This window comes from Methyloversatilis discipulorum (assembly GCF_018780585.1).
Lineage (GTDB): Bacteria > Pseudomonadota > Gammaproteobacteria > Burkholderiales > Rhodocyclaceae > Methyloversatilis > Methyloversatilis discipulorum_B.
Genome location: NZ_JADMJL010000027.1, coordinates 25,477 through 49,798 on the forward strand (window position 1 = coordinate 25,477; position 24,322 = coordinate 49,798).

Below are 24,322 nucleotides of genomic sequence, written 5' to 3' on the forward strand. Positions count from 1 at the left end.
ACCTCCTCCTGAATGAATGCAGCCGTTCCGGATGGAACGGCCTGCCGGGGGTGGTGTGTCTCCAGCGGCTGCGAGACCGCTCAGGCGATGTAATGGTTGATGTGTGTGCGCCCACCCGGCGTCAATCTATGACATCGGGTTGAAATATGCAAAAAGAATATTCAGCGCAGCGTCAGGCCGGTCCACCCCTGCTTGCGCAGGCACTCGTACAGTCCGCGGGTGACGGTGCCGGCCGTGGTGTCCGGCGCGTGGGCCTCGCCCAGCGTGGACAGGCATTGCGTCTGGTCGGCGATCAGTTCGTTCGCACCGGCGCCCATCTTCGACCACATGGCGATGCGCAGGCGGGCGAGCGGGTCTTTCGGAACGACGGGGGCCGGCGCGGCGGTGGTGCGTGTCGCCGGAGCGGGCCGGGCCGGCTCGGTGCCCGGCGTGGCCGCTTCGGCCGCGGCCGCCGGCTGCGCTTCAGCGACAGCTTCGCTGTCCTCGACCGACACCAGCGTGATCTGCGACAGCTCCTCGGTCGAGCGCGTCCACCACCCCTTCGTCTCCATGCACTGGATGAAGGCGGTCCGCTCCGTGGTGGTGCCCATGCAGGCGCGTTCGTCGCGGCGATAGTCGGCGCCACCGGCACCCTGCTTGAAGGACACGCTGGTGCAGCCGGCGAGCACGCCGAGGGTCAATGCGGAAAGGAAGAGCGGGCGGGTGAGGCGCATGGCTGAACGGGTGAGGGACGAAGACCTCTTCCGTTCAGCAAGAAGCGCTCCAGCGCGTCAGACGATGTCCTGCAGGGCTTCGACCAGTGCGTCGCACTGCGCATTGGTGCCCACCGTGATACGCAGGAACTGGTCGATGCGCGGCGCCTTGAAGTGGCGCACCAGGATGCGCCGCTCGCGCAGTTGCGCCGACAGCGCGGCTGCATCGTGTTGCGGGTGACGGACGAACAGGAAGTTGGCGGCCGACGGCAGCACTTCGAAGCCGAGTGCGGTCAGCTCCTCGGCCAGCCGCTCGCGGCTGGCGATGACGCGGCGGCGGGTCTGGTCGAACCACTCGCGGTCCTGCACCGCCGCAGTGGCGCCGGCCAGCGCCAGGCGGTCGAGCGGGTAGGAATTGAAGCTGTCCTTTACCCGGGTCAGGCCTTCGATCAGCGCCGGCTGGCCGATCGCGAAGCCGACACGCAGGCCGGCCAGCGAACGCGATTTCGACAGGGTCTGCGTCACCAGCAGATTGGGGCGCTTGGCCACCAGGGCGACCGCCGACTCGCCGCCGAAGTCGATATAGGCCTCATCGATCACGATCGGGCTGTCCGGCAGCGCCGACGCGAGACGTTCGATGTCGGACAGCGGCAGCAGACGGCCGGTCGGTGCGTTGGGGTTCGGAAAGATGACCGCGCCGGGACGGGCTTCGATGTAGTCGTCGACGCGGATCGCGAACTGGGCGTCCAGCGGCACGCACTGGTAGTCGATGCCGTACAGCCTGCAATAGACCGGATAGAAGCTGTAGGTGATGTCGGGGAACAGCAACGGCCGGTCGTGCTTGAGCAGGCCGATGAAGGTGTGTGCCAGCACTTCGTCCGAACTGTTGCCGACGAATACCTGGTCGGCGCCCACGCCGAAGTGCGCTGCGATCGCCTCGCGCAGCGCCAGTCCGGTCGGTTCCGGGTAAAGCTTCAGCCGGTCGCCGTCGACGTCCAGTTCGGCCTGCATGGCCGCGACGGCCCGAGGACTGGGCGGATAGGGGTTCTCGTTGGTATTGAGCTTGATCAGCCCGTCGATCTTCGGTTGTTCGCCCGGCGTGTAGGGCGACAGGGTGTGGACGACGGGACTCCAGAACTGGCTCATGACGGTGCAGGCGACGATGTGACTGTTGTTGGGCGGGACGTGTTGCGGTGCGCGCAGGCCGGCATGGCCCGTTGCAAGTCGATGTTATCATCCGGCCATCCCTGTTCCGGCGCGCAGCCGGGACGAATCACCGAAGCGACCATCTTCATGCGGCAAGCCGAAATCACGCGCAACACCCTGGAAACCCAGATCACGGTGCGCATCAATCTCGACGGAACCGGTCAGGGCAAGCTGGACACCGGCGTGCCCTTCTTCGATCACATGCTGGACCAGATCGTTCGGCACGGCCTGATCGACCTCGAAATCACCGCCAAGGGCGACCTGCACATCGACGCCCACCATACGGTGGAAGACGTCGGCATCACGCTGGGCCAGGCCTTCGCGAAGGCGGTCGGCGACAAGAAGGGCCTGCGTCGCTACGGTCACGCCTACGTGCCGCTGGACGAGGCGCTTTCGCGTGTCGTGGTCGACCTGTCCGGCCGGCCCGGGCTGGAGTACAACATCGACTTCACCCGCGCCCGCATCGGCGATTTCGACGTTGACCTGACGCGCGAGTTCTTCCAGGGCTTCGTAAATCACGCGCTGGTGACGCTGCACATCGACAATCTGCGCGGCATCAACGCGCATCACCAGTGCGAAACCGTATTCAAGGCCTTTGCCCGCGCGCTGCGCGCCGCCAGCGAGCGCGACGAACGTGCGGCCGGCCAGATGCCGTCGACCAAGGGTTCGCTCTGAGCCCGTCCTGACGCCAGCGTTTCACCCTCTTCCGATTCAGCCGCACTCATGACTCGCGTTGCCATCATCGATTACGGCATGGGCAATCTGCGTTCGGTCGCCAAGGCGATCGAGCACGTCGCACCTGAAGCCGAGGTCATCGTCAGCAGCGACGCACGCGTCGTCGCGGGCGCAGACCGCGTCGTGTTTCCGGGGCAGGGCGCCATGCCGGACTGCATGCGCGAACTCGACGCGCGCGACCTGCGCGGCGCCGTGCTCGATGCCGCTGCGAACAAGCCCTTCCTGGGCATCTGCATCGGTCTGCAGATGCTGTTCCAGCACAGCCAGGAAGGCGACGTGCCGGGCTTGGGTGTGCTCGCCGGCGACGTGAGGCGCTTTGTCGATCCGCGCGATCCGGTGTCCGGGGCCCGGCTGAAGGTGCCGCACATGGGCTGGAATGGCGTGAGACAGACGCGCGCACATCCGATGTGGGACGGCATCGCCGACGACGAACGCTTCTATTTCGTGCACAGCTACTTCGTGCAGCCGGTCGATGCGGCGCTGACCGCGGGCGAAACCTCCTACGGCGCAGCCTTTACCAGTGCGATAGCGCGCGATAATATTTTTGCGGTGCAGTTTCACCCGGAAAAGAGCGCGCACGCCGGTCTGCGCCTGCTGGCCAACTTCATCGGCTGGATGCCCTGATACCTGGTGCCCGACGATGCCGTCGGGGACTTCTCCCTTCCACTCTCCCAGACACGACACGACTCGCGCCATGCTGCTCATTCCCGCCATCGACCTCAAGGACGGCCACTGCGTACGCCTGAAGCAAGGTGATATGGACGTGGTGACCGTATTTTCGGAAGACCCGGCTGCCATGGCCCGCCATTGGCTCGATGCCGGTGCGCGCCGCCTGCATCTGGTGGACCTCAACGGCGCAGTCGCCGGCAAGCCGAAGAACGAATCGGCGATCAAGGCCATCGTCAAGGAACTGGGCGACGAAATCCCGATCCAGCTTGGCGGCGGCATCCGCGATCTCGATACCATCGAGCGCTACCTCGACGACGGCATCAGCTACGTCATCATCGGCACCGCGGCGGTCAAGAGTCCGGGCTTCGTACACGATGCCTGTGGCGCCTTCCCCGGCCACATCATCGTTGGCCTCGACGCCAAGGATGGCAAGGTGGCGGTGGACGGCTGGTCCAAGATGACCGGCCACGACGTGATCGATCTGGCGAAGAAATTCGAGGATCAGGGCGTCGAGGCGATTGTCTATACCGACATCGGTCGCGACGGCATGCTCAGTGGCGTGAACATCGACGCCACGGTGAAGCTGGCGCAGGCGCTGCGCATTCCGGTCATCGCGTCGGGCGGCATCACCAATCTCGACGACATCCGCGGTCTCTGTGCGGTCGAGGACGAAGGCGTGATCGGCGCCATCACCGGCCGCGCCATCTACGAAGGCACACTGGATTTTGCGGCGGCCCAGGCGGAAGCCGACCGTCTCAACGGCGAAAGCTGAACTTCACATCGCGCACGGCGCGGAAACGACATGCTAGCCAAGCGCATCATTCCCTGTCTGGACGTCAACGCCGGCCGCGTGGTCAAGGGCGTCAATTTCGTGTCGCTGAAGGACGCCGGTGACCCGGTCGAGATCGCCCGTCGCTACGACGAGCAGGGCGCCGACGAGCTGACCTTCCTCGACATCACCGCCAGTTCCGACGCGCGCGACATCATCCTGCACGTGGTCGAGCAGGTGGCCGAGCAGGTGTTCATCCCGCTGACCGTCGGTGGCGGCGTGCGCGCGGTCGAGGACGTGCGTCGCCTGCTCAACGCCGGCGCCGACAAGGTGAGCATGAACACCGCCGCGATCAAGGATCCCGATCTGGTGGCGCGTGCCTCCGGCAAGGTCGGTTCACAGTGCATCGTCGTCGCCATCGACGCCAAGCGCGTTGACGATCGCGACGGCCGGCCACGCTGGGAAGTGTTCACGCACGGCGGCCGCAACCCGACCGGGCTCGATGCGGTCGAGTGGGCGCAGAAGGTCGAATCGCTGGGCGCCGGCGAAATCCTGCTCACCAGCATGGATCGCGACGGCACCAAGAACGGCTTCGACCTCGCGCTGACCCGCGCCGTGTCGGACGCGGTGCGCATTCCGGTCATCGCCTCGGGCGGCGTCGGCAACCTCGACCATCTGGTCGACGGCGTGGTCGAAGGCGGCGCCGACGCAGTGCTCGCGGCCAGCATTTTCCACTTCGGCCAGCACACGGTGCGCGAGGCCAAGGAACGGATGCGCGAGCGCGGCATCGAGGTGCGCCTGTGATGACCGCACCGGCCTGGATCGACGCCATCGACTGGGACGACAAAGGTCTGCTGCCGGTCATCGTGCAGGAAGCGTCGACCGGCGACGTGCTCATGTTCGCCTGGATGAACCGTGACGCGCTGGTCCGCACGGCGGAACTGCGCGAGGCGGTGTTCTGGTCGCGCTCGCGCGGAAAGCTGTGGCACAAGGGCGAGGAATCCGGCCACACGCAGAAGGTGCTCGACATCCGCCTCGACTGCGACCGCGACGTGCTGCTGCTGAAGGTGGAGCAGACCGGCGGTATCGCCTGCCACACCGGCCGCCACAGCTGCTTCTTCCATTCGCTGACCGATGGCCGCTGGGACGAGGTCGACCCGGTCATCAAGAACCCGGACGAGATATACAAATGATCGATATCGAAGTGCTGCGCCGCGTCGCGCAGACCATCGCCGAGCGCAAGAGCGCCGAACCCGGTTCGTCCTACGTGTCCTCGCTGTTCCACAAGGGCACCGACGCGATCTGCAAGAAGGTGGCCGAAGAAGCGGCCGAGACCATCATGGCGTCCAAGGATGGCGACGTCGGCCACGTCGTGCGCGAGGTGACCGATCTGTGGTTTCACTCCATGGTGCTGCTGGCCCATCACGGCCTGACCGTGGACGACGTGCTGCATGAATTCCGCCGCCGCGAGGGCATTTCGGGCATCGACGAGAAGCGCTCGCGCACGAACGGCTGATCACGCTCGCAATACGGTAATACACGTATTTGAAACTCCCGACCTCACGGACAGACTGACACCATGCACGACCCCAACTGCATCTTCTGCAAGATCATCGAGGGCAAGATCCCGTCGCGCAAGCTGTACGAGGACGACCTGATCTACGCCTTCCACGACATCAACCCGCAGGCACCGGTGCATTTCCTGATCATCCCGAAGATGCACGTCGCCACGCTGTACGACGCCAGCGGAGCGCACGAGGCCGTCCTCGGCCGCATGCTCTCCAAAGCGGGCGAACTGGCCCGCATGGCAGGTGCCGAGGAGGGCTTCCGCACCATCATCAACTGCGGAAAGGTGGGTCGGCAGGAGGTGTATCATCTTCACATGCATGTTCTGGGCGGCGACCATCCCCTGCCGCCCATGATCGTTTCCGAGAGGTAATCCCATGGGTTCATTCAGCATCTGGCACTGGCTCGTCGTGCTCGTCATCGTGCTTCTGGTGTTCGGCACCAAGAAGCTGCGCAACATCGGCTCCGATCTCGGCGGCGCGGTCAAGGGCTTCAAGGAAGGCATGAAGGGCGCCGAAGGCAGCGCCCCGGCCGACCAGCCGACCCAGAGCGTCGGTCACACGATAGACGTGAAGGCGGAAGAGAAGGTCAAGTCCTGATCGCGGCGGCCATCGGCCGCTCCTTCATTCACCGGGCGGGCTGTCGGCCCGCCCGGCTCATTTCCACGTCCCCATGTTCGACATCGGTTTCTCCGAATTTTTCATCATCGGCATCGTGGCGCTCATCGTGCTCGGTCCCGAGCGCCTGCCGCGTGTCGCCCGCACGGCCGGCCATCTGCTGGGCCGGCTGCAGCGCTACGTCAGTGACGTGAAGGCGGACATTTCGAAGGAAATGCAGCTCGAGGAACTGCGCAAGCTGCAATCCCAGGTCGAACAGCAGGTGCGCGAAGTAGAACGTCAGGCCAACGAGGCGACCGGTTCGGTCGCCAAGGAGGTCGACGGTCTGAGCGACCAGATGCGCGCCGCGATGGCCGAACAGGAAAAGTACGCGGCGATCGAGCAGGCCGAGACGGCGGCGCAGACTGCCGAGCCGGCGCCGGCCGCCGTGCCTGCGCCTGAACCCGTTTCCGGCCAGCTCTCCCTCGATATTCCGCCGCCGGAAGCCAAACCGGTGTCGTCCGACAAGACATGAGCGAGCAGACCGAAAGTTTCATCTCCCACCTAGTCGAACTGCGTGACCGGCTGCTGCGTGCGGTGGCGGCCATCGTCATCGTGTTCATCTGCCTGATGCCCTGGGCCGGCGACATCTATGACCTGCTGGCGCGCCCGCTGATGATCGCGTTGCCGGAAGGCACGAAAATGATTGCCACGGGCGTCGTCACGCCCTTCTTCGTGCCGGTCAAGGTGACGATGATGGTGGCCTTCCTGATCGCCCTGCCAGTGGTGCTCTACCAGGCGTGGGCCTTCGTCGCGCCCGGCCTGTATGCGCACGAAAAGCGGCTCGGGCTGCCGCTGATCGTTGCCAGCACGCTGCTCTTCCTGGCGGGCATGGCCTTCTGCTATTTCTTCGTGTTCAAGACGGTGTTCCACTTCATTTCGGAGTTCGCCCCGAAGAGCATCACGCCAGCGCCGGACATCGAGCAGTACCTCAGCTTCGTGCTGACCATGTTCACGGCCTTCGGCGTCACCTTCGAGGTGCCGGTGGTGGTGATCGTGCTGGTGCGCTTCGGCATCGTCAGCATCGAAAAGCTGAGGGAGGCGCGTCCTTACGTGATCGTCGGCGCCTTCGTGGTGGCCGCAGTCGTCACGCCGCCGGACGTGGTGTCGCAGCTGATGCTGGCCATTCCGCTGTGCGTGCTGTACGAACTCGGGATCGTAGTGGCGCGCTTCACTGGCCGCTCGCCGGCACGCGACGACGAGCGGGACGCGGCGGCCTGATCTTCCGCCAGATCCTTATTCGCGGTTCTTCGCGGCGACGCCGTTGATCGGCCGCTTGCCGACGTTCACGACGACGTCGCGCTCGCCGCCGCTGCGATAGAGCTTCAGCGTCGCCTGCTGGCCCGGCACCAGTGCCGCGATCAGCTGCAGCATGCCGCTGGCGTCCTTTACCTTCTTGCCATCGACTTCGAGCAGCACGTCACCCGGCCGCACACCGCCGCGGTCAGCCGGGCTGCCGCGCATGACGCCGGCGATCAGTGCGCCGCCGCTCATCGGGTACTTGAAGCTTTCGGCCAGTTCCGGCGTCAGCTCCTGCACCTCGACGCCGACCCAGCCGCGGGTGACCGACCCGCTGGCGACGATCTGTTCCATCACGCTGCGCGCGGTGCTGACCGGTATCGCGAAGCCGATGCCGAGCGAGCCGCCGCTGCGCGAGTAGATGGCGGTGTTGATGCCGACCAGATTGCCGTTGGCGTCGATCAGCGCGCCGCCGGAGTTGCCCGGGTTGATGGCGGCGTCGGTCTGGATGAAGTTCTCGAAGGTGTTGATGCCGAGCTGCGAACGGCCGAGCGCGGACACGATGCCCATGGTGACGGTCTGGCCGACGTCGAAAGGATTGCCGATGGCCAGTACGACGTCGCCGATGCGCAGCGCGTCGTTGTCGCCGAAGCTGGCGGCCGGCAGCTTGGTCGGCGCCTTGACGCGCAGGACGGCGAGGTCGGATTCCGGGTCGCTGCCGATCAGCGTCGCCGGATACTTGCCGCCGTCGTTCAACGACACCTCGATTTCGTCGGCCGCTTCGACCACGTGGTTATTGGTCAGCACGACGCCGTCCTCGCTGACGATGACGCCGGAACCCAGGCCCATCTGACGCTGCGGCTGGCTGCCCAGGCGGTCGCCGAAGAAGTGACGGAACACCGGATCGTTCATCAGCGGATGCTGCGGTGTGCGCACCGCCTTGGTGGTGAAGATGTGTACCACCGAGGGCAGCGCTTTCTGCGCGGCATCGGCGTAGCTCACCACTTTCGCGGCTTCGATGCGCGTCGTCACGGGGGGCGGTTCGGGCAGCAGCGTGCTGATCGAGGGTGCCGTCGGCGTACCGTTCGGAACCGTTGTCGAACGGCTTGGCAGCCATTCCGGTTTCAGCGTCGCGACGACGAAGAGCACGGCCAGGGCGGCAGTGACCGATTGAGCAAAGACCAGCCACAGACGCTGCATAATTCGGCAACCAGAAACGGGGGAAGAATGGACAGGACGCAGCTGCAACGACATCTGGATGACCTGCTGGAAGCCGCGCGCTTCAAGGATTATTGCCCAAACGGCCTGCAAGTGGAAGGCAGGGCCGAGGTCGCCCGGGTGGTCTGTGGCGTCACCGCCAGCCTGGCGCTGATCGACGCTGCCATCGAGCGTGACGCGCAGGCCATCGTCGTGCATCACGGCTGGTTCTGGCGTGGCGAGGACGGCCGCATCACCGGCATGCGGCGCACACGCATTGCCCGGCTGCTGGCGCACGACATCAATCTGTTCGCGTATCACCTGCCGCTGGATGCGCACCCCGAACTGGGCAACAACGCGCAGCTCGGGCGCGTGCTGGGCCTGACGCCGACCGCCGTCGTGGGCGACCAGGGGCTGCTGTGGATAGGCGAACCGGCCGCGCCGGCCAGCGCCGGTGAGCTGGCCGAACGTTTCGGCGCCGCACTTGGCCGCACGCCGCTGCTGGTCGGTGACGCACAGCGCACGGTGCGGCGGATCGCCTGGTGCACCGGCGGCGCGCAGGGCATGTTCGAACAGGCGATCGACGCGGGGGCCGACCTCTACCTGTCAGGCGAGATTTCGGAACAGACGACGCATACCGCACGCGAATCGGGTGTCCCCTACATCGCTGCCGGCCATCACGCGACCGAGCGCTACGGCGTGCAGGCGCTGGGCGAACACCTTGCGCAGACCTGCGGACTCCAGGTGGCTTTCGTCGATATCGACAATCCCGCCTGACCTGAGACTCGGGCAGAACAGACCCTAGAGCAGGGCGAGGCGGGATGCGCTGGTATTGGTGACCGGCGGATTCGCGATCAGCCACTCCAGCATGCTCTTCAGCAGCAGGATGTCGTCGATCACGCCGAGCGGGAAACCGACGCGGGTGCCGGCGCGGTTGTCGCGCAGCAGTTCGGTCAGGTAGTCCAGACAGTCCTGGTTCGGCCAGGTGGCGTTCACGCGCGCCATGATGTGGGCGAACTGTTCGACCGATTCCGAAGTGGTCGGGCCGCTGAAATGCTCCCAGTCCGGCACCTTCACGTTGAATGCGCGATTCAGCTTGGGCGCCAGATCGTCGTATTCGCCGCGCCGGCCACCCTTGTGGTAGAGGTCGAGCAGCTTGAGCCACGGGATCAGCGACTCTTTCGGGTAGTCGCGCAGGAACTCGGACAGGGTCTGGGCGGCGCCTTCCGAGCGGCCGAAGGACATCATGATTTCGGCCAGTTCGAGCACGTGTTCGTGCGAGGGGGGCGCTTCCTCGTTGGCCGGCGGGGCACTCTGGTCGATGTTCAGCGTGCTGCTCGGCGGGATGCCGGTATTGCTGCTGACCAGGCGCGGACCGCTGGTCGCCGGGGCGGCGCTTTCGCTGCTGCCTGTGCTGCTGGCCGTGCCAACGAAGGTGTCGAACTCGAGGTCCAGACGCGCGGGTTTGCGATCTTCGGTCGCCGCTTCGGGAGCCAGTTCGAAATCGACGCTCGACCGATCGACCGCCGACAGCGGATCCTGCTCGGCGACTTGCGGCGTCGCTTCAGCGTCGCTCGCCCGGGCGTGGATCTGCATGTCGTCCATGTGTTCGGCTGGCGCTTCGCCCGGGAAGTAACCGATGGACGACACAACCGCCTGTGCCATCGCTGGCGTGGTGCGCTGTTCGGCCGGTGTGTCATCGACGCGAGCAGGGCGCGACCAGTTCGGTACGGGAATGTCGGCGAAAACCGGCGGCGCGTCGGCACCGCCCTGCGCGTACTCGGTGTCGGCCGCGCGCTGATCGCGCCGGCGCGGCGGCGCGGTGTTGGCGAGACTGGCTTCGATTTCGCGCTGGCGGCGGGCGCTGGCTTCGGCGACGGCCTGGGCGCGACGGCGCCACAGCCAGCCACCGCCAAGTACGGCGCCGGCGGCGAACAGGCCCAGACCGGCGACCATCCAGTTCATGCCCGGCGCAAGAGGTTCCACATCGGCGGGGGCGTCCGGCGGCAGCTTGGTGATCACCTTGACCGGCTCGTTGGTCAGGCCGGGCGGCGGGGGCGGCGTTTCGGTCGCCTCCTCCTCGACGTCGACGGGCTGTTCGACGACCGGGGCGGCGCTGTCGACGGGCGCTTCGGCCGCGCCCGCACCCGCGGTCGCGGGTGGCGTTTCGGTGGGCAGTACCGCCGGGGCGCGTGTGGCGTCGAGCGTCCCGCTGCTCCGGTCGAGCTGCTTTTGCAGCGCCTCCAGCCGCGCCTCAAGCTGCTTCACCTTGTCGGCAATCGCCAGATGGGTGGCGATCTGCTCGTCCAGTGCCGCGAGCAGTTTCTGTTCGGTACGCAGTGCTTCGCGCTGGGCTTCGCTGGCCTCCGGCCGCACCGCCATGCCGCCCGACATCTTCAGACCGTTGCCGGAATCCAGACCGGGGGCGACGAACAGGCGATCGCCGGCCGGCGGCGCAGCTTCGGTGCGGCGAGGTTTGCGCGCAGCACGCGGCTTGGCCGGCGCCGGCTCGACCTCGCTACGCGCGGCTTCGCCTGCCGTCGGCGGCGCGGCGTCGGTGGCGGGCGCAGCGACCGGCCGGGCGCGCTCACGCGGTACGGGGGCTTCGGCCGGGGGACTGTCCGGTGTGACCGCGGTGATCGGCTGCATCAGCACCGTGTACTCGCGGACCACTTCGTGGCCGCAGCCGATGCGGACGCCGACCATCAGGATGGGTTCATTGACCGGCGTGCCGCTGCTGATGACAACGGTGCGACCTTGCGTGCGGATGCGTCCGGCGGTGAGCCAGGGCAGGTCGTCTGCGCCCGCGGAGGGCGGGATGTCGATCGAGAAACAGCTGCTTGCAGGCACGTCGTCGTCGCTGCCCAGCAACGCGACCTCGGCGCGGAACGGTTCGCCGATTGCCGAACGCGCCTTGATCGCCCCGAGCCCGAGCGCCAGTGCGTGCGGTGCGTGCAGACCGACCGCCAGCAGCGCGGCCGCGAGCAGCGTCGGGCGCAGCCGCGATCGGTTGCGTGCGAGCGCAGTGACGGGCGTATGCAATTGAGGAAACTCCGTGCCGGAATGCAGGTGGCGGTCCGTGGTCATGTGTGTTTTTCGGCAAGCCGAGGGGAAACTTTACTTTAGTGGCGCGTGCTTTCGTGAGCCGCGCCAGACAAGGCGATGCGGGACGAGGCAAAATTGTGTGTCACGACAGTTCTGCTGGAGGCTGCATGCACCCGATGTTGTTCGAACTTTCTCCGCCCGCCTTGCCGATCCGCGGTTCGACGACGCGTTTCCCGGTGCGGCGCATCTACTGCGTCGGTCGCAATTACGCTGACCACGCGCGCGAGATGGGTCATGACCCGACCCAGGAGCAGCCCTTCTTCTTCTCCAAGCCGGCTGACGCGCTGGTGTGCGCGCCGGCCTCGGTGCCCTATCCGTCGGCGACGTCGGACCTGCAGCACGAGGTCGAACTGGTGGTCGCGCTGCACGCGGGCGGCCGCAATCTCGACGCCACGCAGGCGCGCGCCGCCATATATGGGTATGGCGTCGGCCTCGACCTGACGCGTCGCGACCTGCAGCGCGCGGCGCGCGACAAGGGGCAACCTTGGGACATGGGCAAGGGGTTCGATTTCAGCGCGCCGGTGTCCGAGCTGGTGCCGGCCAGCGTCTGCGGGCATCCGCGCAGCGGGGCGATCGAACTGTCGGTGAATGGGCAGCTGCGTCAGCGGGGCGATCTGTCCGACATGATTCTCGACGTTGAAACGTTGATCGAGCGCCTGTCCCGCCTGGTCGAACTGCGTGCCGGCGATCTGCTGTTCACCGGTACGCCGGCCGGCGTGTCGGCGCTTCTGCCCGGCGATCATGTCAGCGCCGAGGTTGCCGGCGTCGGGCAACTGCGCGTCGACATCGCCCCCGCGCTGGACTGAATTGTTTCGCTGCAGTGCAGCGATGCTCTGTATAATTATGGATTACGTGGTCCGGCCCGCACGCCGGAATGCGGGTGTCGACCGCCAACCGGCGTCGCGATGCGCAACAAGACTCGTGAGGGCTACAACCCGAAGCGGGCGTTTCACCATCCTGTGCAGACAACAAGGCGAGGAATACGCATGAAGATCCATGAGTATCAGGCGAAGGAGGTATTGCGCCGTTTCGGTGTGGTCACGCCGCGCGGAGTACCGGTTTTCGAGGTTGACCAGGCTGTGGCCGCAGCGGAATCGCTGGGCGGCAAGGTTTGGGTGGTCAAGGCGCAGATCCACGCCGGTGGCCGAGGCAAGGGCGGCGGCGTCAAGGTGGCGAAGTCGCTCGATGAAGTGCGCGAATTCGCGAAGCAGATCATGGGCATGCAGCTGGTGACGCACCAGACCGGCCCGGAAGGCCAGAAGGTCCGCCGCCTGCTGATCGAGGAAGGCGCCGACATCAAGAAGGAATACTACGTCGCCGCACTGACCGATCGCGCGACGCAGAAGGTGGCGATGATGGCCTCGTCGGAAGGCGGCATGGACATCGAGGAAGTCGCCCACAACACCCCGGAAAAGATCATCAAGGTGTTCATCGACCCGCTGGTCGGCATGACCGACGCGCAGGGCAAGGAACTGGCCGACGGCATCGGCGTTCCCGCCGCGTCGCAGGCGCAGGCGATCGACACATTCAAGAAGCTGTATACCTGCTACATGGAAACCGATGCCTCGCTGGCGGAAATCAATCCGCTGATTCTCGAAGGCAACGGCAACATCAAGGCGCTGGACGCCAAGTTCAACTTCGATTCGAACGCGCTCTACCGTCATGAAGACATCGTGGCCTTCCGCGACCTCGATGAAGAGGACGCGGCCGAGATCGAGGCCTCGAAGTTCGATCTCAGCTACGTGTCGCTGGACGGCAACATCGGCTGCCTGGTGAACGGTGCCGGTCTGGCCATGGCCACCATGGACGTGATCAAGCTGTACGGCGCCGAGCCGGCCAACTTCCTCGACGTGGGTGGTGGCGCCACCACCGAGAAGGTGACCGAGGCGTTCAAGATCATGCTGCGCAACCCCAACGTGCGCGGCATCCTGGTGAACATCTTCGGCGGCATCATGCGCTGTGACACCATCGCGACCGGCGTCGTCGCCGCTGCGCGCGAGGTGCACCTGACGGTGCCGCTGGTGGTGCGCATGAAGGGCACCAACGAGGAACTGGGCAAGCAGATTCTGGCGGACTCGGGTCTGCCCATCATTTCGGCCGACAGCATGGCGGATGCGGCACAGAAGATCGTTGCCGCCGTGGCCGGACACTGAGGGGAGAACCAGACATGTCGATTCTGATCAACAAGGACACCAAGGTCATCACCCAGGGCATCACCGGGAAGACCGGCCAGTTCCACACCCGCATGTGCCGCGACTACGCCAATGGCGCGAACTGTTTCGTCGCCGGCGTGAATCCGAAGAAGGCCGGTGAGGACTTCGAAGGCATCCCCATCCACGCCACCGTGGCCGAGGCGAAGGCCGCCACCGGCGCCACCGTGTCGGTCATCTACGTGCCGCCTCCGGGTGCGGCCGCGGCGATCTGGGAAGCGGTCGAAGCCGACCTCGACCTGGTCATCTGCATCACCGAAGGCATTCCGGTGCGCGACATGCTGATGGTGCGCAACAGGATGAAGGCAAAGGAAGCGGCCGGCGGCAAGAAGACGCTGCTGCTGGGACCGAACTGCCCGGGTCTGATCACGCCGGACGAAATCAAGATCGGCATCATGCCGGGCCACATCCACAAGAAAGGCCGCATCGGCGTGGTCAGCCGCTCCGGCACGCTGACCTATGAAGCGGTCGGCCAGCTGAGCGAGATCGGCCTCGGCCAGTCGAGCGCGGTCGGCATCGGCGGCGACCCGATCAACGGACTCAAGCATATCGACGTGATGCGCATGTTCAACGACGATCCGGACACCGACGCGGTGATCATGATCGGCGAGATCGGCGGTCCGGACGAAGCCGAAGCGGCGCAGTGGTGCAAGGCCAACATGAAGAAGCCCATCGTCGGCTTCATCGCCGGCGTCACCGCACCTCCGGGCAAGCGCATGGGTCACGCCGGTGCGCTGATCTCGGGTGGTGCCGACACCGCCGACGCCAAGCTCGCGATCATGGAAGAGTGCGGCTTCACGGTGACGCGCAATCCGTCGGAAATGGGCAAGCTGCTCAAGGGTCTGCTCTGATCCTGAAGCACTGAGTTGTTGTTGCAGTGCACAGGGCCATCGCGCAAGCGGTGGCCCTTTTCATTTGTGCCCGTCATGAAGCTCTGTCGGTAGAATCCGCGCTTTCGCATTCCGGGCGCAACACGATGGATTTCTCTTCTCCCGAATTCTGGCTTGCCGTTGGCCAGATCATCATGATCGACATCCTGCTTGGCGGCGACAACGCGGTCGTGATCGCGCTGGCCTGCCGCAAGCTTCCGCCGGCGCAGCGCAGGCTGGGCATCATGTGGGGCACGGCCGGTGCGGTGTTCCTACGCGTGATCCTCATCATGTTCGCGCTGACCCTGCTCAAGGTGCCGTACCTGAAACTGGTCGGCGCACTGCTGCTGCTGTGGATCGGCATCAAGCTGCTGATGCCCGAGGACGAGGACGAGCACGCCAACATCAAGCCCAGCGACAAGCTGTGGGGCGCGGTGAAGACCGTCATCGTGGCCGATCTGGTGATGAGCGTGGACAACGTGATCGCGATTGCCGGCGCCGCCGAGGGCGCGGGTGGCGACCATCAGCTGCCGCTGGTCATCTTCGGCCTGCTGGTGTCCATCCCCATCATCGTCTGGGGCAGCCAGCTGGTGCTCGGTCTGATGACGCGCTATCCCTTCATCGTCACGCTGGGTGCCATGCTGCTGGGCTGGATTGCCGGCACGATGGCGGTGACCGATCCGGCGATTCTGCCCTACGTGCCGCTGGACGCGGCCAGCACCGTAGACAAACCGGAGGCGTCGGCCTTGGTGCGCTACGGGGCCGGCATTGTCGGTGCGCTGCTGGTGCTGGCGGTCGGGAAGATCATCGCCTCGCGCCAGAAGCCGGTCGATTTCCCCATCCAGTGATCGCGCGCGAGCCGTGAGCCTCTACCTCACCGAAGACGACGTCCGGCAGCTGCTGACCCTGCAGGACGCCCTCGTCGCGGTCGAGGACGCGCATCGCTGGCACGCCGCCGGCGAAGCCATCGACACGCCGCGCGCGCGCAGCCGTACGCCGACGTCGGCGCTGCACATCCTGCACGGTGCCGTGCTGCCGCTCGGCGTGATGGGCTACAAGAGTTACACGACCAGCCGCGAGGGCGCGCGCTTCTGGGTGCATCTGTTCGATGTCGCCAACGGCCGGCCGCTCGCCGTGCTGGAAGCCGACTACCTCGGCATGATGCGCACCGGTGCAACCGGCGGCCTGGCTGCACGCGTGCTGTCGCGCGAAGAAGCGCGCAGTGCGGTGGTGTTCGGGGCCGGCTGGCAGGCACGCAGCCAGATCGAGGCGCTGTGCGCGGTACGCAACGTCGAACGTATTCAGGTGGTGGCGCGCAAGCGCGACAAGCTCGAAGCCTTCTGTGCCGAGCAGTCGCAGCGGCTCGGACGCGATATCGTGCCGGCCGAAGACATCGAATCGGCCGTGCGTAGCGCCGACGTGGTGGTCACCATCACCACCGCGACCGATCCGCTGTTCGACGGCCGCTGGCTCGGTGAAGGCACGCACGTCACCGCTGCCGGATCGAATGCGCTGATCCGCCGCGAAATCGACGAAGCCACGATACGCCGCGCCGCCGTGATCGCGGTCGACGCGCGCGCCACGGCCTTGCGTGAATCCGGCGACCTGCTGCCGGCGCTGGAGAAGGGGCGGCTGAACGAGTACGGCATGACCGAACTGGGCGAACTGCTGGTCGGCATGCGACCGGGACGGCGCAGCGCCGCCGACATCACGCTGTTCGAATCCCAGGGTATGGCGATACAGGATCTGGTGCTTGCCGCGCGCGTGGTCGACAAGGCCCGTGCGGCCGGTCTCGGGCGCGATCTTCCCTACTGATTTCCACACCTGATTTCCGCCGCGCCGCGGATTCGGCACGGCAAGCGTGAAATTCCACCGCGTCGCGCCAACCGTCGTTTGACTGTGTTGAGGCTGAACTGCAAGAATATGTGACAGGCGTCTGTTTTTCCGCGTGAGTTCGCCAACGCGAGAGCGGATGGCATACACAACAAGCCGACAGGCACCGTCACCCGTCTCCGGGGGCGCGACAACTTTGCGGGGGTGAGCGTGACCAAGGCCGCTATCTGGAAGACCGACTGGTTCCTTGGCGTCGTCATCAGCCTGCTTTTCCTGTTCTCCGCTCAGTCCGACCTGATCCAGAGCCTCGAGCGCAAGGCCTACGATGTGGGCGTCAGTGCAACCGATCGCACGCCCAGTCCGCGCATCGCCATCATTGCGATCGACCAGCAGAGCATCGACAACATCGGTCGCTGGCCGTGGCCGCGCGACGTGCATGCGCGCATGATCGACAAGCTGGCGCAGGCGCAGTCCAAGGTGGTCGGCACCACCATCTTCTTTGCCGAACCGCAGATCGACCCCGGCTTGGCCTACATCAACAAGCTGCTGGCCATCGATGCGCAGGTGCGCTCAGCTGCCGCGGTACCGCCAACCGAGGGCGAGCAGCTGCCATCTGCCGCCGAATCGCTGGATGCCTTCTCTGCCGTGCTGCGTGAAGCCGAGGCGGCGCTGAATACCGACCGGCAACTTGCGGACAGCGTGGCCAGGGCCGGTAACGTGGCGCTGCCCATGCTCTTCCTCGACGGCGAGCCGCAGGGGCGGCCGGACAAACCGCTGCCCGAGTTCGTGCGCCTGATGGCGCTGAAGAATATCGAAGGCAGCGAGCCGCTGCCGCCGCTGACGCTGGACGTGTCGGCCGGCGTGATCGAGCCGCTGGGCAAGGTGGCGGCTGCGGTCGGTCACCTGAATCCGTCCATCGATCGGGACGGAGGCCTGCGGGTGCAGCCGCTGGTGATGACGCACTTCGATCAGCTCTATCCTTCGCTGCCGCTGCTGATCGCGGCGAAAAGCTTGAATCTCGGCGTGGACGACATCCGCGTGAAGCTCGGCGAGTCGGTCACGCTGGGACGTCTGAAGGTCGCGACCGACCCCAGTCTCGGCATGTACAGCTTCTATTACCGGGGGGCGGACGGCAAGGCGGCGTTTCCGGTCGATTCCTTCTTCGACGTGATGAGCGGCAAGATTCCGCTCGACAAGTACCGCGACAGGATCGTGCTGATCGGCCAGACCGCACCCGGCATCGGCAATTTCTACGCGACACCGGTGTCGCCGGCCATGTCCTCGGTCGAAGTGATGGCGCACGGGCTGTCGAGCATCCTGCAGGAACACTTCTTCGTGTCGCCGTCCTGGGCCTGGGCGGCCGAGTTCGGCGTGTTCCTGCTGATCGCCCTCTACCTGATCGTGCTGCTGCCGCGACTGAAGGCCGGGCTGGGCGCCGGCGTCACCGCGGTGCTCTTCGTCGGGTTGCTGGCCACTCACTTCGTGCTGATGACCGGCCAGCTCATGTGGCTGCAACTGATGCTGCCGGCGACGCTGCTGCTGGTCGGTCACCTGCTGCTGACGACCAAGCGCTTCCTGGTGACCGAGCGCGGCAAGGTGAAGTCGGACGAGCAGTCCGCCGAATCCAACCGCATGCTGGCGCTGGCCTTCCAGGGACAGGGCCAGCTCGACATGGCCTGGGACAAGTTCCGCCAGGTGCCGCTGTCCGATGCGGTCATGGAGAACCTGTACAACCTGGCCCTCGATTTCGAGCGCAAGCGTCAGTTCAACAAGGCGGAATCGGTGTTCCGCCACATGGCCGACTTCAATCCGAAGTTCAAGGACCTGGAAACACGGGTCAAGCGGGCCAAGGCGATGTCGGAAACCGTCATGCTGGGCGGCAGCGGCGGCGGGCGCACCAATACCAGCATCCTCGAGGACGGCACGGTCGAGAAACCGATGCTGGGCCGCTACCAGGTCGAGAAGGAACTGGGCAAGGGCGCGATGGGCGTGGTGTACCTCGGTCGCGACCCCAAAATCAATCGCGTGGTCGCGATCAAGACCATGGCGCTGTCGCAGGAATTCGACGAGGAAGAACTGGCCGACGTGAAGGAGCGCTTCTTCCGCGAGGCGGAGACGGCCGGCCGTCTGAACCACCCGAACATCGTCACCATCTTCGACGCCGGCGAGGAGCACGACCTCGCCTACATCGCGATGGAGTTCCTGAAGGGGCGCGACCTGGTGCCCCAGACGAAGCCGGGCCATCTGATGCCGCTGCCCAAGGTGATGGACATCGCGGCCCGGGTGGCGGACGCGCTGGCCTATGCGCACGGCAACAACGTCGTGCACCGCGACGTGAAGCCGGCCAACATCATGTACGAAGCGGAATCGGACCAGGTCAAGGTGACCGATTTCGGCATCGCGCGCATCACCGACTCGTCGCGCACCAAGACCGGCATGGTGCTCGGCACACCGTCCTACATGTCGCCCGAACAGCTGGCCGGCAAGAAGATAGATGGCCGTTCCGATCTTTTCTCGCTTGGCGTGATGCTGTTCCAGATGGTCTGCGGCAAGCTGCCTTTCGAAGGGGATTCGATGGCGCAGCTGATGTTCCGCATCGCCAACGAACAGCACCCGGACATCCGCGACCTGCGGCCGGACGTGCCGGACTGCCTGTCCGCCATCATCGACCGCGCGCTGGCCAAGGACGCGGACGCCCGTTACCAGTCCGGCAACGACATGGCGGCCGACCTGCGCACCTGCGCCGGCAATCTCACCCAATCCCTCTCACAGGTCGACTTCAGCATCTGACATGAATCAGGATCTCAGCCCTTCACTGCAGATGGTCAGCCGCTCCGACTCCGGCATGGTGCGGACGCACAACGAAGATGCCGTCGCCACCCACCCGGCAATCGGCGTGGCCGTGCTCGCCGACGGCATGGGCGGTTACAACGCCGGCGAAGTGGCGAGCGGCATGGCCACCGCGGTGATCAGCACCGAACTTCAGCAGGGCCTCGTCGAGGGCCGCAAATCGATATCCGAACTGCTGGAAGCGGTGATCGGCCACGCCAACGAGTCGATCTACCGCGCGGCCGAAAGTCAGCCGCAGTACTCCGGCATGGGCACCACGCTGGTGATGGCGGTGTTCCGCGATAACCACATATCCGTAGCGCATATCGGCGATTCGCGCATGTACCGGCTTCGTGGCGACGTTTTCGAGTGCGTCACCCGCGATCATTCGCTGTTGCAGGAGCAAATCGACAGCGGCATGATTACGGAGGAAGACGCCAGACGCTCGCAGAACAAGAACCTCGTGACACGTGCGCTCGGTGTCGATCCGGTGGTCGAACCGGAAATCCATACCTACGAGGTCGAGACCGGCGATGTCTACCTGTTCTGTTCAGACGGTCTGAACGACATGGTCGAGAACGAGGACATCGAACTGACGCTGAAGGCGCTGTCGGCCAATCTCGATCTGGCCGCCGAACAGCTGGTGCAGATGGCGAACGACAATGGCGGGCGCGACAACGTTTCGGTGATACTGGTCAAGGTACTGCAGCCTTTCCCGGTTGCCCGGCGCGGCTGGCTTGCGCGACTGCTCGCATGGTTGAAGTAAAGGACTGGAAAATGGCAAAACTCATACTCAGCATGGATGGTCTGGTCCTCAAGGAGCTGCCGCTCGCCAAGGAGCGCACGACCATCGGGCGCAAGCCGCACAACGACATCCAGATCGACAATCTCGCGATCAGCGGTGAGCACGCGGTCATCGTCACCATCCTCAACGATTCCTTTCTCGAGGATCTGAACAGCACCAACGGCACCTATGTAAACGGTCAGCCGATCAAGAAGCACTTCCTGCAGAACAACGACGTGGTGGAACTGGGCAAGTACCGCCTGAAGTACATCAACGACACGCCTGCGCAGGCGCCGGCGCCGGACTTCGAGAAGACCATGGTCCTGCGCCCGGACATGATGCGCAAGCCGCCGGCAGAGGCGCCGACCGCGCCGCCGGTGGTGCCGATGCGCTCGGCGACCGAGACGCAGGCCGGCTTCCGCGCTGGCGCGTCGGTGCCGGCCGGCACCTCGATGGGCGGTGGCATGCCGCCGCCAGCGCCGGTCGCGCCGCCGCAGCCGGCGGCGCCCGCCGCGGCGCCGAATCAGATCGGCGCCATCCAGATCCTCAACGGCGCCAACGCCGGGCGCGAGCTGGAACTGACGAAGACGCTGACCACGCTCGGCAAGCCAGGCCTGCAGGTGGCGGTGATCACGCGGCGGCCGCAGGGCTACTTCATCACCCATGTCGAGGGCGCCAACTTCCCGGTGGTCAATGGCAGCCAGCTCGACGCCCAGGCGCACCCGCTGAGCGATCATGACGTGATCGAGATTGCGGGCGTAAAGATGGAGTTCTTCATCAAGCGCTGAGCCGGCACGCCTCGCTCATGTTGCTCCGTCCTGTGCGCTGCGCTGTCCGGTCGGCGACCCGCCGGCCGGCCCCTGATCGCTTGCCCCGCGCCGGGGCTGCCCGGTGAATCAGCACGTGCTGAAGTACGGCATCGGCCTGGTGCTGGTGCTCGTGCTGCTCGGGCACGCCGCCCGCTTCTACCAGATACCGGTTCTCGGCAATCTGGACCACATCGCCTACGACACCAAGCTGTCGCTGACCATGCCGCGCACGCGCGACGAGCGGGTGGTCATTCTCGACATCGACGAGCGCTCGCTGGCCGAAGTCGGCCGCTGGCCCTGGGGGCGGGAGCGTCTGGCGACCTTGATGGACAAGCTGTTCGATCACTACGGCGTGATGCTGTTGGGTGTCGACGTGGTGTTCGCCGAGCCCGATACCAGTTCCGGTCTGCCCACGCTCGAAGGCCTGGCCGCCGGACCGCTCGCCGACAACGAGGGCTTCCGTGCCGAGCTGGACGGGCTGCGACCACAGCTCGATTACGACAAGCGCTTTGCTGCGTCGCTGCAGAATCGCCCGGTGCTGCTGGGCTACTACTTCAGCGATCGCGGCGACGGACTGAGCAGTGGCGCGCTGCCCGACCCGGTGCTGCCGGCCGGGACTTTCCGTGGCCGCAACATCGCGTTTGCCAGTTTCAACAGCTTCGGTGCCAATCTGCCGCTGTTCCAGTCGTCGGCACTCGGCGCCGGTCATTTCAACCCGCTGCCCGATTTCGACGGCCTCAACCGCCGCGTGCCGATGCTGGTCGAGTACAAGGGCGCCTATTACGAATCGCTGTCGCTGGCGGTGGTGCGTACCCTGCTGGGCAGCCCGAAGCTGGCACCGGGCTACGCCGACGGGGGGCTGTTCGGGGTGAGTGCCCGCGACTATGCCGGGCTGGAGTGGCTGGAACTGCAGTCGGCGCGCGGAACCTTGCGTCTGCCGGTGGACGAGAACGTCGCCGCGCTGATTCCCTATCGCGGTCCGCAAGGCAGTTTCGCATACTACTCGCTTGCGGACGTGCTGGCCGGGCGCACGCCGGTCGACGCGCTGAAGGGGCGCGTCGCCCTTCTGGGCACGACTGCACCCGGTCTGCTCGACCTGCGGGCGACGCCCGTCGGCAGCTCCTATCCTGGGGTGGAGATCCACGCCAACCTGATTGCCGGCATGCTGGACGGCCATATCAAGCACCGGCCCCAGTACGTGACCGGATTCGATGTTGTCGTGCTGCTGCTGGTCGGCGGCCTGCTGTTGTGGGCGCTGCCGCGCATGTCCCCGATGAATGCCACGCTGCTGTCGGCGGGCATGCTGCTGCTGCTGCTGGGCATGAACTTCGCCTTCTGGCAGTTCGCCGACTTCGTGCTGCCGATCGCGGCCAGCCTGCTGCTGGTGGTCGGGCTGTACGCGCTCAACATGTCCTACGGCTACTTCTTCGAATCGCGCTCGAAGCGGCAGTTCGCGCGCATGTTCGGCCAGTACGTGCCGCCCGAACTGGTCGAGGAAATGAGCCGCAACCCCGAGCACTACAGCATGGAAGGTCGCAACGCCGAACTGACCATACTGTTTTCCGACATCCGCGGTTTCACCAGCATTTCGGAAGGGCTGGAACCGAAACAATTGACGCAGCTCATGAACGAATACCTGGGTGCAATGACTTTCGTCATTCAGGATCAGCGCGGTACGCTCGACAAATATATCGGCGACGCGATCATGGCTTTCTGGGGGGCGCCGGTGGACGATCCGGCGCACGCGATCCACGGGGTGACGGCCGCGTTGCAGATGCAGTCAAGACTGGCCGAACTGAACAGTCACCTGACCGCGCGCGGCTGGCCGGAGCTGAAGATAGGCATCGGTGTGAACACCGGCACGGTCACTGTTGGCGACATGGGGTCGCCGGTACGCAAGGCCTATACTGTGATGGGCGACGCGGTCAATCTGGCTTCACGCCTCGAAGGACTGACCAAACAGTATGGCGTGAGCATTCTCGTCGGCGATGAAACGCGGCGCGCCGTCAAGGGCGTCGTGTTCCGCGAGGTGGATCGCGTGCGGGTGAAGGGCAAGGACGAGCCGGTATCGATCTACGAGCCGCTGGCGATGGAAGTCGATTTCGATCGTGCGCGGCTGGAAGAGCTGAAGTTGTGGAATCAGGCGCTGCGCCAGTTCAGGAACCAGGAATGGGATCAGGCCGAACTGACTCTGTTCAACCTGCAGCGCATGGACCCGGGGTGCGTGCTATACGGCTCCTACGCGGAGCAGATCGGACACTATCGCCGTTCGCCGCCCGGTAAGGGCTGGGACGGCGTGCGTACCTTTGATACGAAGTAGGCGGACGAAAACGGACTTACGCGCGGGAAACAGATGAGGATACGGGTGCTCGGTTGCAGTGGTGGCATAGGCGGTGCGCATTTGCGCACCACGTCGCTGCTTGTCGACGACGATATCCTGATCGACGCCGGAACGGGTGTGGGCGATCTGTCGATCGCCGAACTGGCACGCATCGACCATGTCTTCGTCACCCACAGCCACCTCGATCACATCGCCTGCCTGCCGCTGATGGTCGATACGGTGGGCGAGCTGCGTTCGCGCCCGCTGACCGTATGGACCACCGCGCCGACGCTGGAGGTGTTGCGGCGGCACATCTTCAACTGGTCGATCTGGCCCGATTTCACCGAAATTCCATCGGTCGAGCGGCCGTTCATGACTTTCCGTGAGCTGCGTGTCGGCGACGAGATCGACATGGGCAGCCGGGCGATCCGTGTGCTGCCGGCCCAGCACACGGTGCCGGCGGTCGGCTACGCGGTGCGTTCATCCGGCGGCACGCTGGCCTTTTCCGGCGACACCACCGTGTGCGACGAATTCTGGGACGCCGTCAACGCCTTGCCCGATCTGCGCTACCTGATCATCGAAACCGCCTTTCCCGACCGCGATCGCCAGCTTGCGGTGATGTCCCGCCACCTGTGCCCGGACATGCTTTCGGGGGAGCTGGAGAAGCTGCGCCACCCGGCCGATATCTACATCACCCATCTGAAACCAAGCCAGATGGACATGACCATGCGTGAGATTGCCGACACGCTCGGCTCGCGCAAGCCGCACATGTTGCGCAACAATCATGTTTTCGACTTCTGACCATTCGGCGCGCGGCAGGACGGCCGCGCGGGT

Annotated in this window: 25 protein-coding genes; 21 read left to right on the forward strand and 4 right to left on the reverse strand. The window is 65.5% G+C overall.

Features of this window, described 5'->3' with window-relative positions:
• Positions 1-161: 161 nt before the first annotated feature.
• Positions 162-713, reverse strand: a complete 552-nt coding sequence (locus tag IV112_RS13095; RefSeq protein WP_304003970.1) for a hypothetical protein — start codon at positions 711-713, stop codon at positions 162-164.
• Between the two features lie 57 nt (positions 714-770).
• The gene (hisC, locus tag IV112_RS13100; RefSeq protein WP_304003971.1) at positions 771-1,838 is read right to left on the reverse strand and encodes a histidinol-phosphate transaminase; all 1,068 of its coding nucleotides are present in this window, start codon (positions 1,836-1,838) and stop codon (positions 771-773) included.
• Between the two features lie 147 nt (positions 1,839-1,985).
• On the opposite strand from hisC, the gene hisB reads away from it, so the two are divergent.
• The 10 genes from hisB to tatC all read left to right on the forward strand — a co-directional run bounded on the left by hisB (position 1,986) and on the right by tatC (position 7,514).
• Positions 1,986-2,573 (forward strand): imidazoleglycerol-phosphate dehydratase HisB, encoded by a 588-nt coding sequence (gene hisB, locus IV112_RS13105; protein ID WP_304003973.1) that lies wholly within the window; start codon positions 1,986-1,988, stop codon positions 2,571-2,573.
• 48 nt (positions 2,574-2,621) lie between these two features.
• A complete protein-coding gene (gene hisH / locus IV112_RS13110; RefSeq protein WP_304003975.1) occupies positions 2,622-3,257 on the forward strand; it encodes an imidazole glycerol phosphate synthase subunit HisH in 636 nt (211 codons plus the stop codon).
• Positions 3,258-3,327: 70 nt separating this feature from the next.
• Complete coding sequence (hisA, locus tag IV112_RS13115) at positions 3,328-4,074, forward strand: 1-(5-phosphoribosyl)-5-[(5-phosphoribosylamino)methylideneamino]imidazole-4-carboxamide isomerase (protein ID WP_304003977.1); 747 nt, start codon at positions 3,328-3,330, stop codon at positions 4,072-4,074.
• Between the two features lie 30 nt (positions 4,075-4,104).
• A complete protein-coding gene (hisF, locus tag IV112_RS13120; RefSeq protein WP_304003979.1) occupies positions 4,105-4,875 on the forward strand; it encodes an imidazole glycerol phosphate synthase subunit HisF in 771 nt (256 codons plus the stop codon).
• A complete protein-coding gene (hisI, locus tag IV112_RS13125; protein WP_304003981.1) occupies positions 4,875-5,264 on the forward strand; it encodes a phosphoribosyl-AMP cyclohydrolase in 390 nt (129 codons plus the stop codon). Before hisF ends, hisI begins: the two co-directional genes overlap by 1 nt.
• Positions 5,261-5,587 (forward strand): phosphoribosyl-ATP diphosphatase, encoded by a 327-nt coding sequence (locus IV112_RS13130; protein WP_019919453.1) that lies wholly within the window; start codon positions 5,261-5,263, stop codon positions 5,585-5,587. The genes hisI and IV112_RS13130 overlap by 4 nt, the downstream gene beginning before the upstream one ends.
• Before the next feature lie 63 nt (positions 5,588-5,650).
• Complete coding sequence (locus IV112_RS13135; protein WP_304003983.1) at positions 5,651-6,010, forward strand: histidine triad nucleotide-binding protein; 360 nt, start codon at positions 5,651-5,653, stop codon at positions 6,008-6,010.
• A 4-nt stretch (positions 6,011-6,014) separates the two neighbouring features.
• Complete coding sequence (gene tatA, locus IV112_RS13140; protein ID WP_019919451.1) at positions 6,015-6,236, forward strand: Sec-independent protein translocase subunit TatA; 222 nt, start codon at positions 6,015-6,017, stop codon at positions 6,234-6,236.
• Positions 6,237-6,309: 73 nt separating this feature from the next.
• Positions 6,310-6,768 carry a Sec-independent protein translocase protein TatB gene (tatB, locus tag IV112_RS13145; RefSeq protein ID WP_019919450.1) on the forward strand — a complete coding sequence of 153 codons (459 nt, stop codon included), beginning with the start codon at positions 6,310-6,312 and terminating at the stop codon, positions 6,766-6,768.
• A complete protein-coding gene (tatC, locus tag IV112_RS13150) occupies positions 6,765-7,514 on the forward strand; it encodes a twin-arginine translocase subunit TatC (protein WP_019919449.1) in 750 nt (249 codons plus the stop codon). Before tatB ends, tatC begins: the two co-directional genes overlap by 4 nt.
• Positions 7,515-7,529: 15 nt before the next feature.
• Here the strand turns inward: tatC and IV112_RS13155 are convergent, their stop codons facing one another.
• Positions 7,530-8,732 (reverse strand): Do family serine endopeptidase, encoded by a 1,203-nt coding sequence (locus IV112_RS13155; protein ID WP_304003987.1) that lies wholly within the window; start codon positions 8,730-8,732, stop codon positions 7,530-7,532.
• A gap of 27 nt (positions 8,733-8,759) precedes the next feature.
• On the opposite strand from IV112_RS13155, the gene IV112_RS13160 reads away from it, so the two are divergent.
• The gene (locus IV112_RS13160; RefSeq protein WP_304003989.1) at positions 8,760-9,506 is read left to right on the forward strand and encodes a Nif3-like dinuclear metal center hexameric protein; all 747 of its coding nucleotides are present in this window, start codon (positions 8,760-8,762) and stop codon (positions 9,504-9,506) included.
• A 24-nt stretch (positions 9,507-9,530) separates the two neighbouring features.
• Here the strand turns inward: IV112_RS13160 and IV112_RS13165 are convergent, their stop codons facing one another.
• Positions 9,531-11,816 carry a type IV pilus assembly protein FimV gene (locus IV112_RS13165; RefSeq protein ID WP_304003990.1) on the reverse strand — a complete coding sequence of 762 codons (2,286 nt, stop codon included), beginning with the start codon at positions 11,814-11,816 and terminating at the stop codon, positions 9,531-9,533.
• A 125-nt stretch (positions 11,817-11,941) separates the two neighbouring features.
• Here IV112_RS13165 and IV112_RS13170 point away from each other — a divergent pair, with 125 nt between their 5' ends.
• From IV112_RS13170 to IV112_RS13215, 10 genes are all read left to right on the forward strand, one after another.
• Positions 11,942-12,640, forward strand: a complete 699-nt coding sequence (locus IV112_RS13170) for a fumarylacetoacetate hydrolase family protein (protein ID WP_304003992.1) — start codon at positions 11,942-11,944, stop codon at positions 12,638-12,640.
• Positions 12,641-12,820: 180 nt separating this feature from the next.
• The gene (gene sucC / locus IV112_RS13175; RefSeq protein ID WP_019919445.1) at positions 12,821-13,987 is read left to right on the forward strand and encodes an ADP-forming succinate--CoA ligase subunit beta; all 1,167 of its coding nucleotides are present in this window, start codon (positions 12,821-12,823) and stop codon (positions 13,985-13,987) included.
• 14 nt (positions 13,988-14,001) lie between these two features.
• Positions 14,002-14,895 carry a succinate--CoA ligase subunit alpha gene (gene sucD, locus IV112_RS13180; protein ID WP_304003995.1) on the forward strand — a complete coding sequence of 298 codons (894 nt, stop codon included), beginning with the start codon at positions 14,002-14,004 and terminating at the stop codon, positions 14,893-14,895.
• A 125-nt stretch (positions 14,896-15,020) separates the two neighbouring features.
• A complete protein-coding gene (locus tag IV112_RS13185; protein ID WP_304003997.1) occupies positions 15,021-15,761 on the forward strand; it encodes a TerC family protein in 741 nt (246 codons plus the stop codon).
• 13 nt (positions 15,762-15,774) lie between these two features.
• Positions 15,775-16,728, forward strand: a complete 954-nt coding sequence (locus IV112_RS13190; RefSeq protein WP_304003998.1) for an ornithine cyclodeaminase family protein — start codon at positions 15,775-15,777, stop codon at positions 16,726-16,728.
• A 222-nt stretch (positions 16,729-16,950) separates the two neighbouring features.
• On the forward strand, positions 16,951-19,536 hold the full coding sequence (locus IV112_RS13195) for a CHASE2 domain-containing serine/threonine-protein kinase (RefSeq protein ID WP_304004000.1): 2,586 nt from the start codon (positions 16,951-16,953) through the stop codon (positions 19,534-19,536).
• A 31-nt stretch (positions 19,537-19,567) separates the two neighbouring features.
• Complete coding sequence (locus tag IV112_RS13200) at positions 19,568-20,341, forward strand: Stp1/IreP family PP2C-type Ser/Thr phosphatase (RefSeq protein ID WP_304004228.1); 774 nt, start codon at positions 19,568-19,570, stop codon at positions 20,339-20,341.
• Positions 20,342-20,352: 11 nt separating this feature from the next.
• Positions 20,353-21,147: an FHA domain-containing protein gene (locus IV112_RS13205; protein WP_304004002.1), complete on the forward strand. Its 795-nt coding sequence runs from the start codon at positions 20,353-20,355 to the stop codon at positions 21,145-21,147.
• A 103-nt stretch (positions 21,148-21,250) separates the two neighbouring features.
• On the forward strand, positions 21,251-23,488 hold the full coding sequence (locus IV112_RS13210) for a CHASE2 domain-containing protein (protein ID WP_304004004.1): 2,238 nt from the start codon (positions 21,251-21,253) through the stop codon (positions 23,486-23,488).
• A 33-nt stretch (positions 23,489-23,521) separates the two neighbouring features.
• Positions 23,522-24,289: a 3',5'-cyclic-nucleotide phosphodiesterase gene (locus IV112_RS13215; RefSeq protein ID WP_304004005.1), complete on the forward strand. Its 768-nt coding sequence runs from the start codon at positions 23,522-23,524 to the stop codon at positions 24,287-24,289.
• The last annotated feature ends 33 nt before the right edge of the window (positions 24,290-24,322 follow it).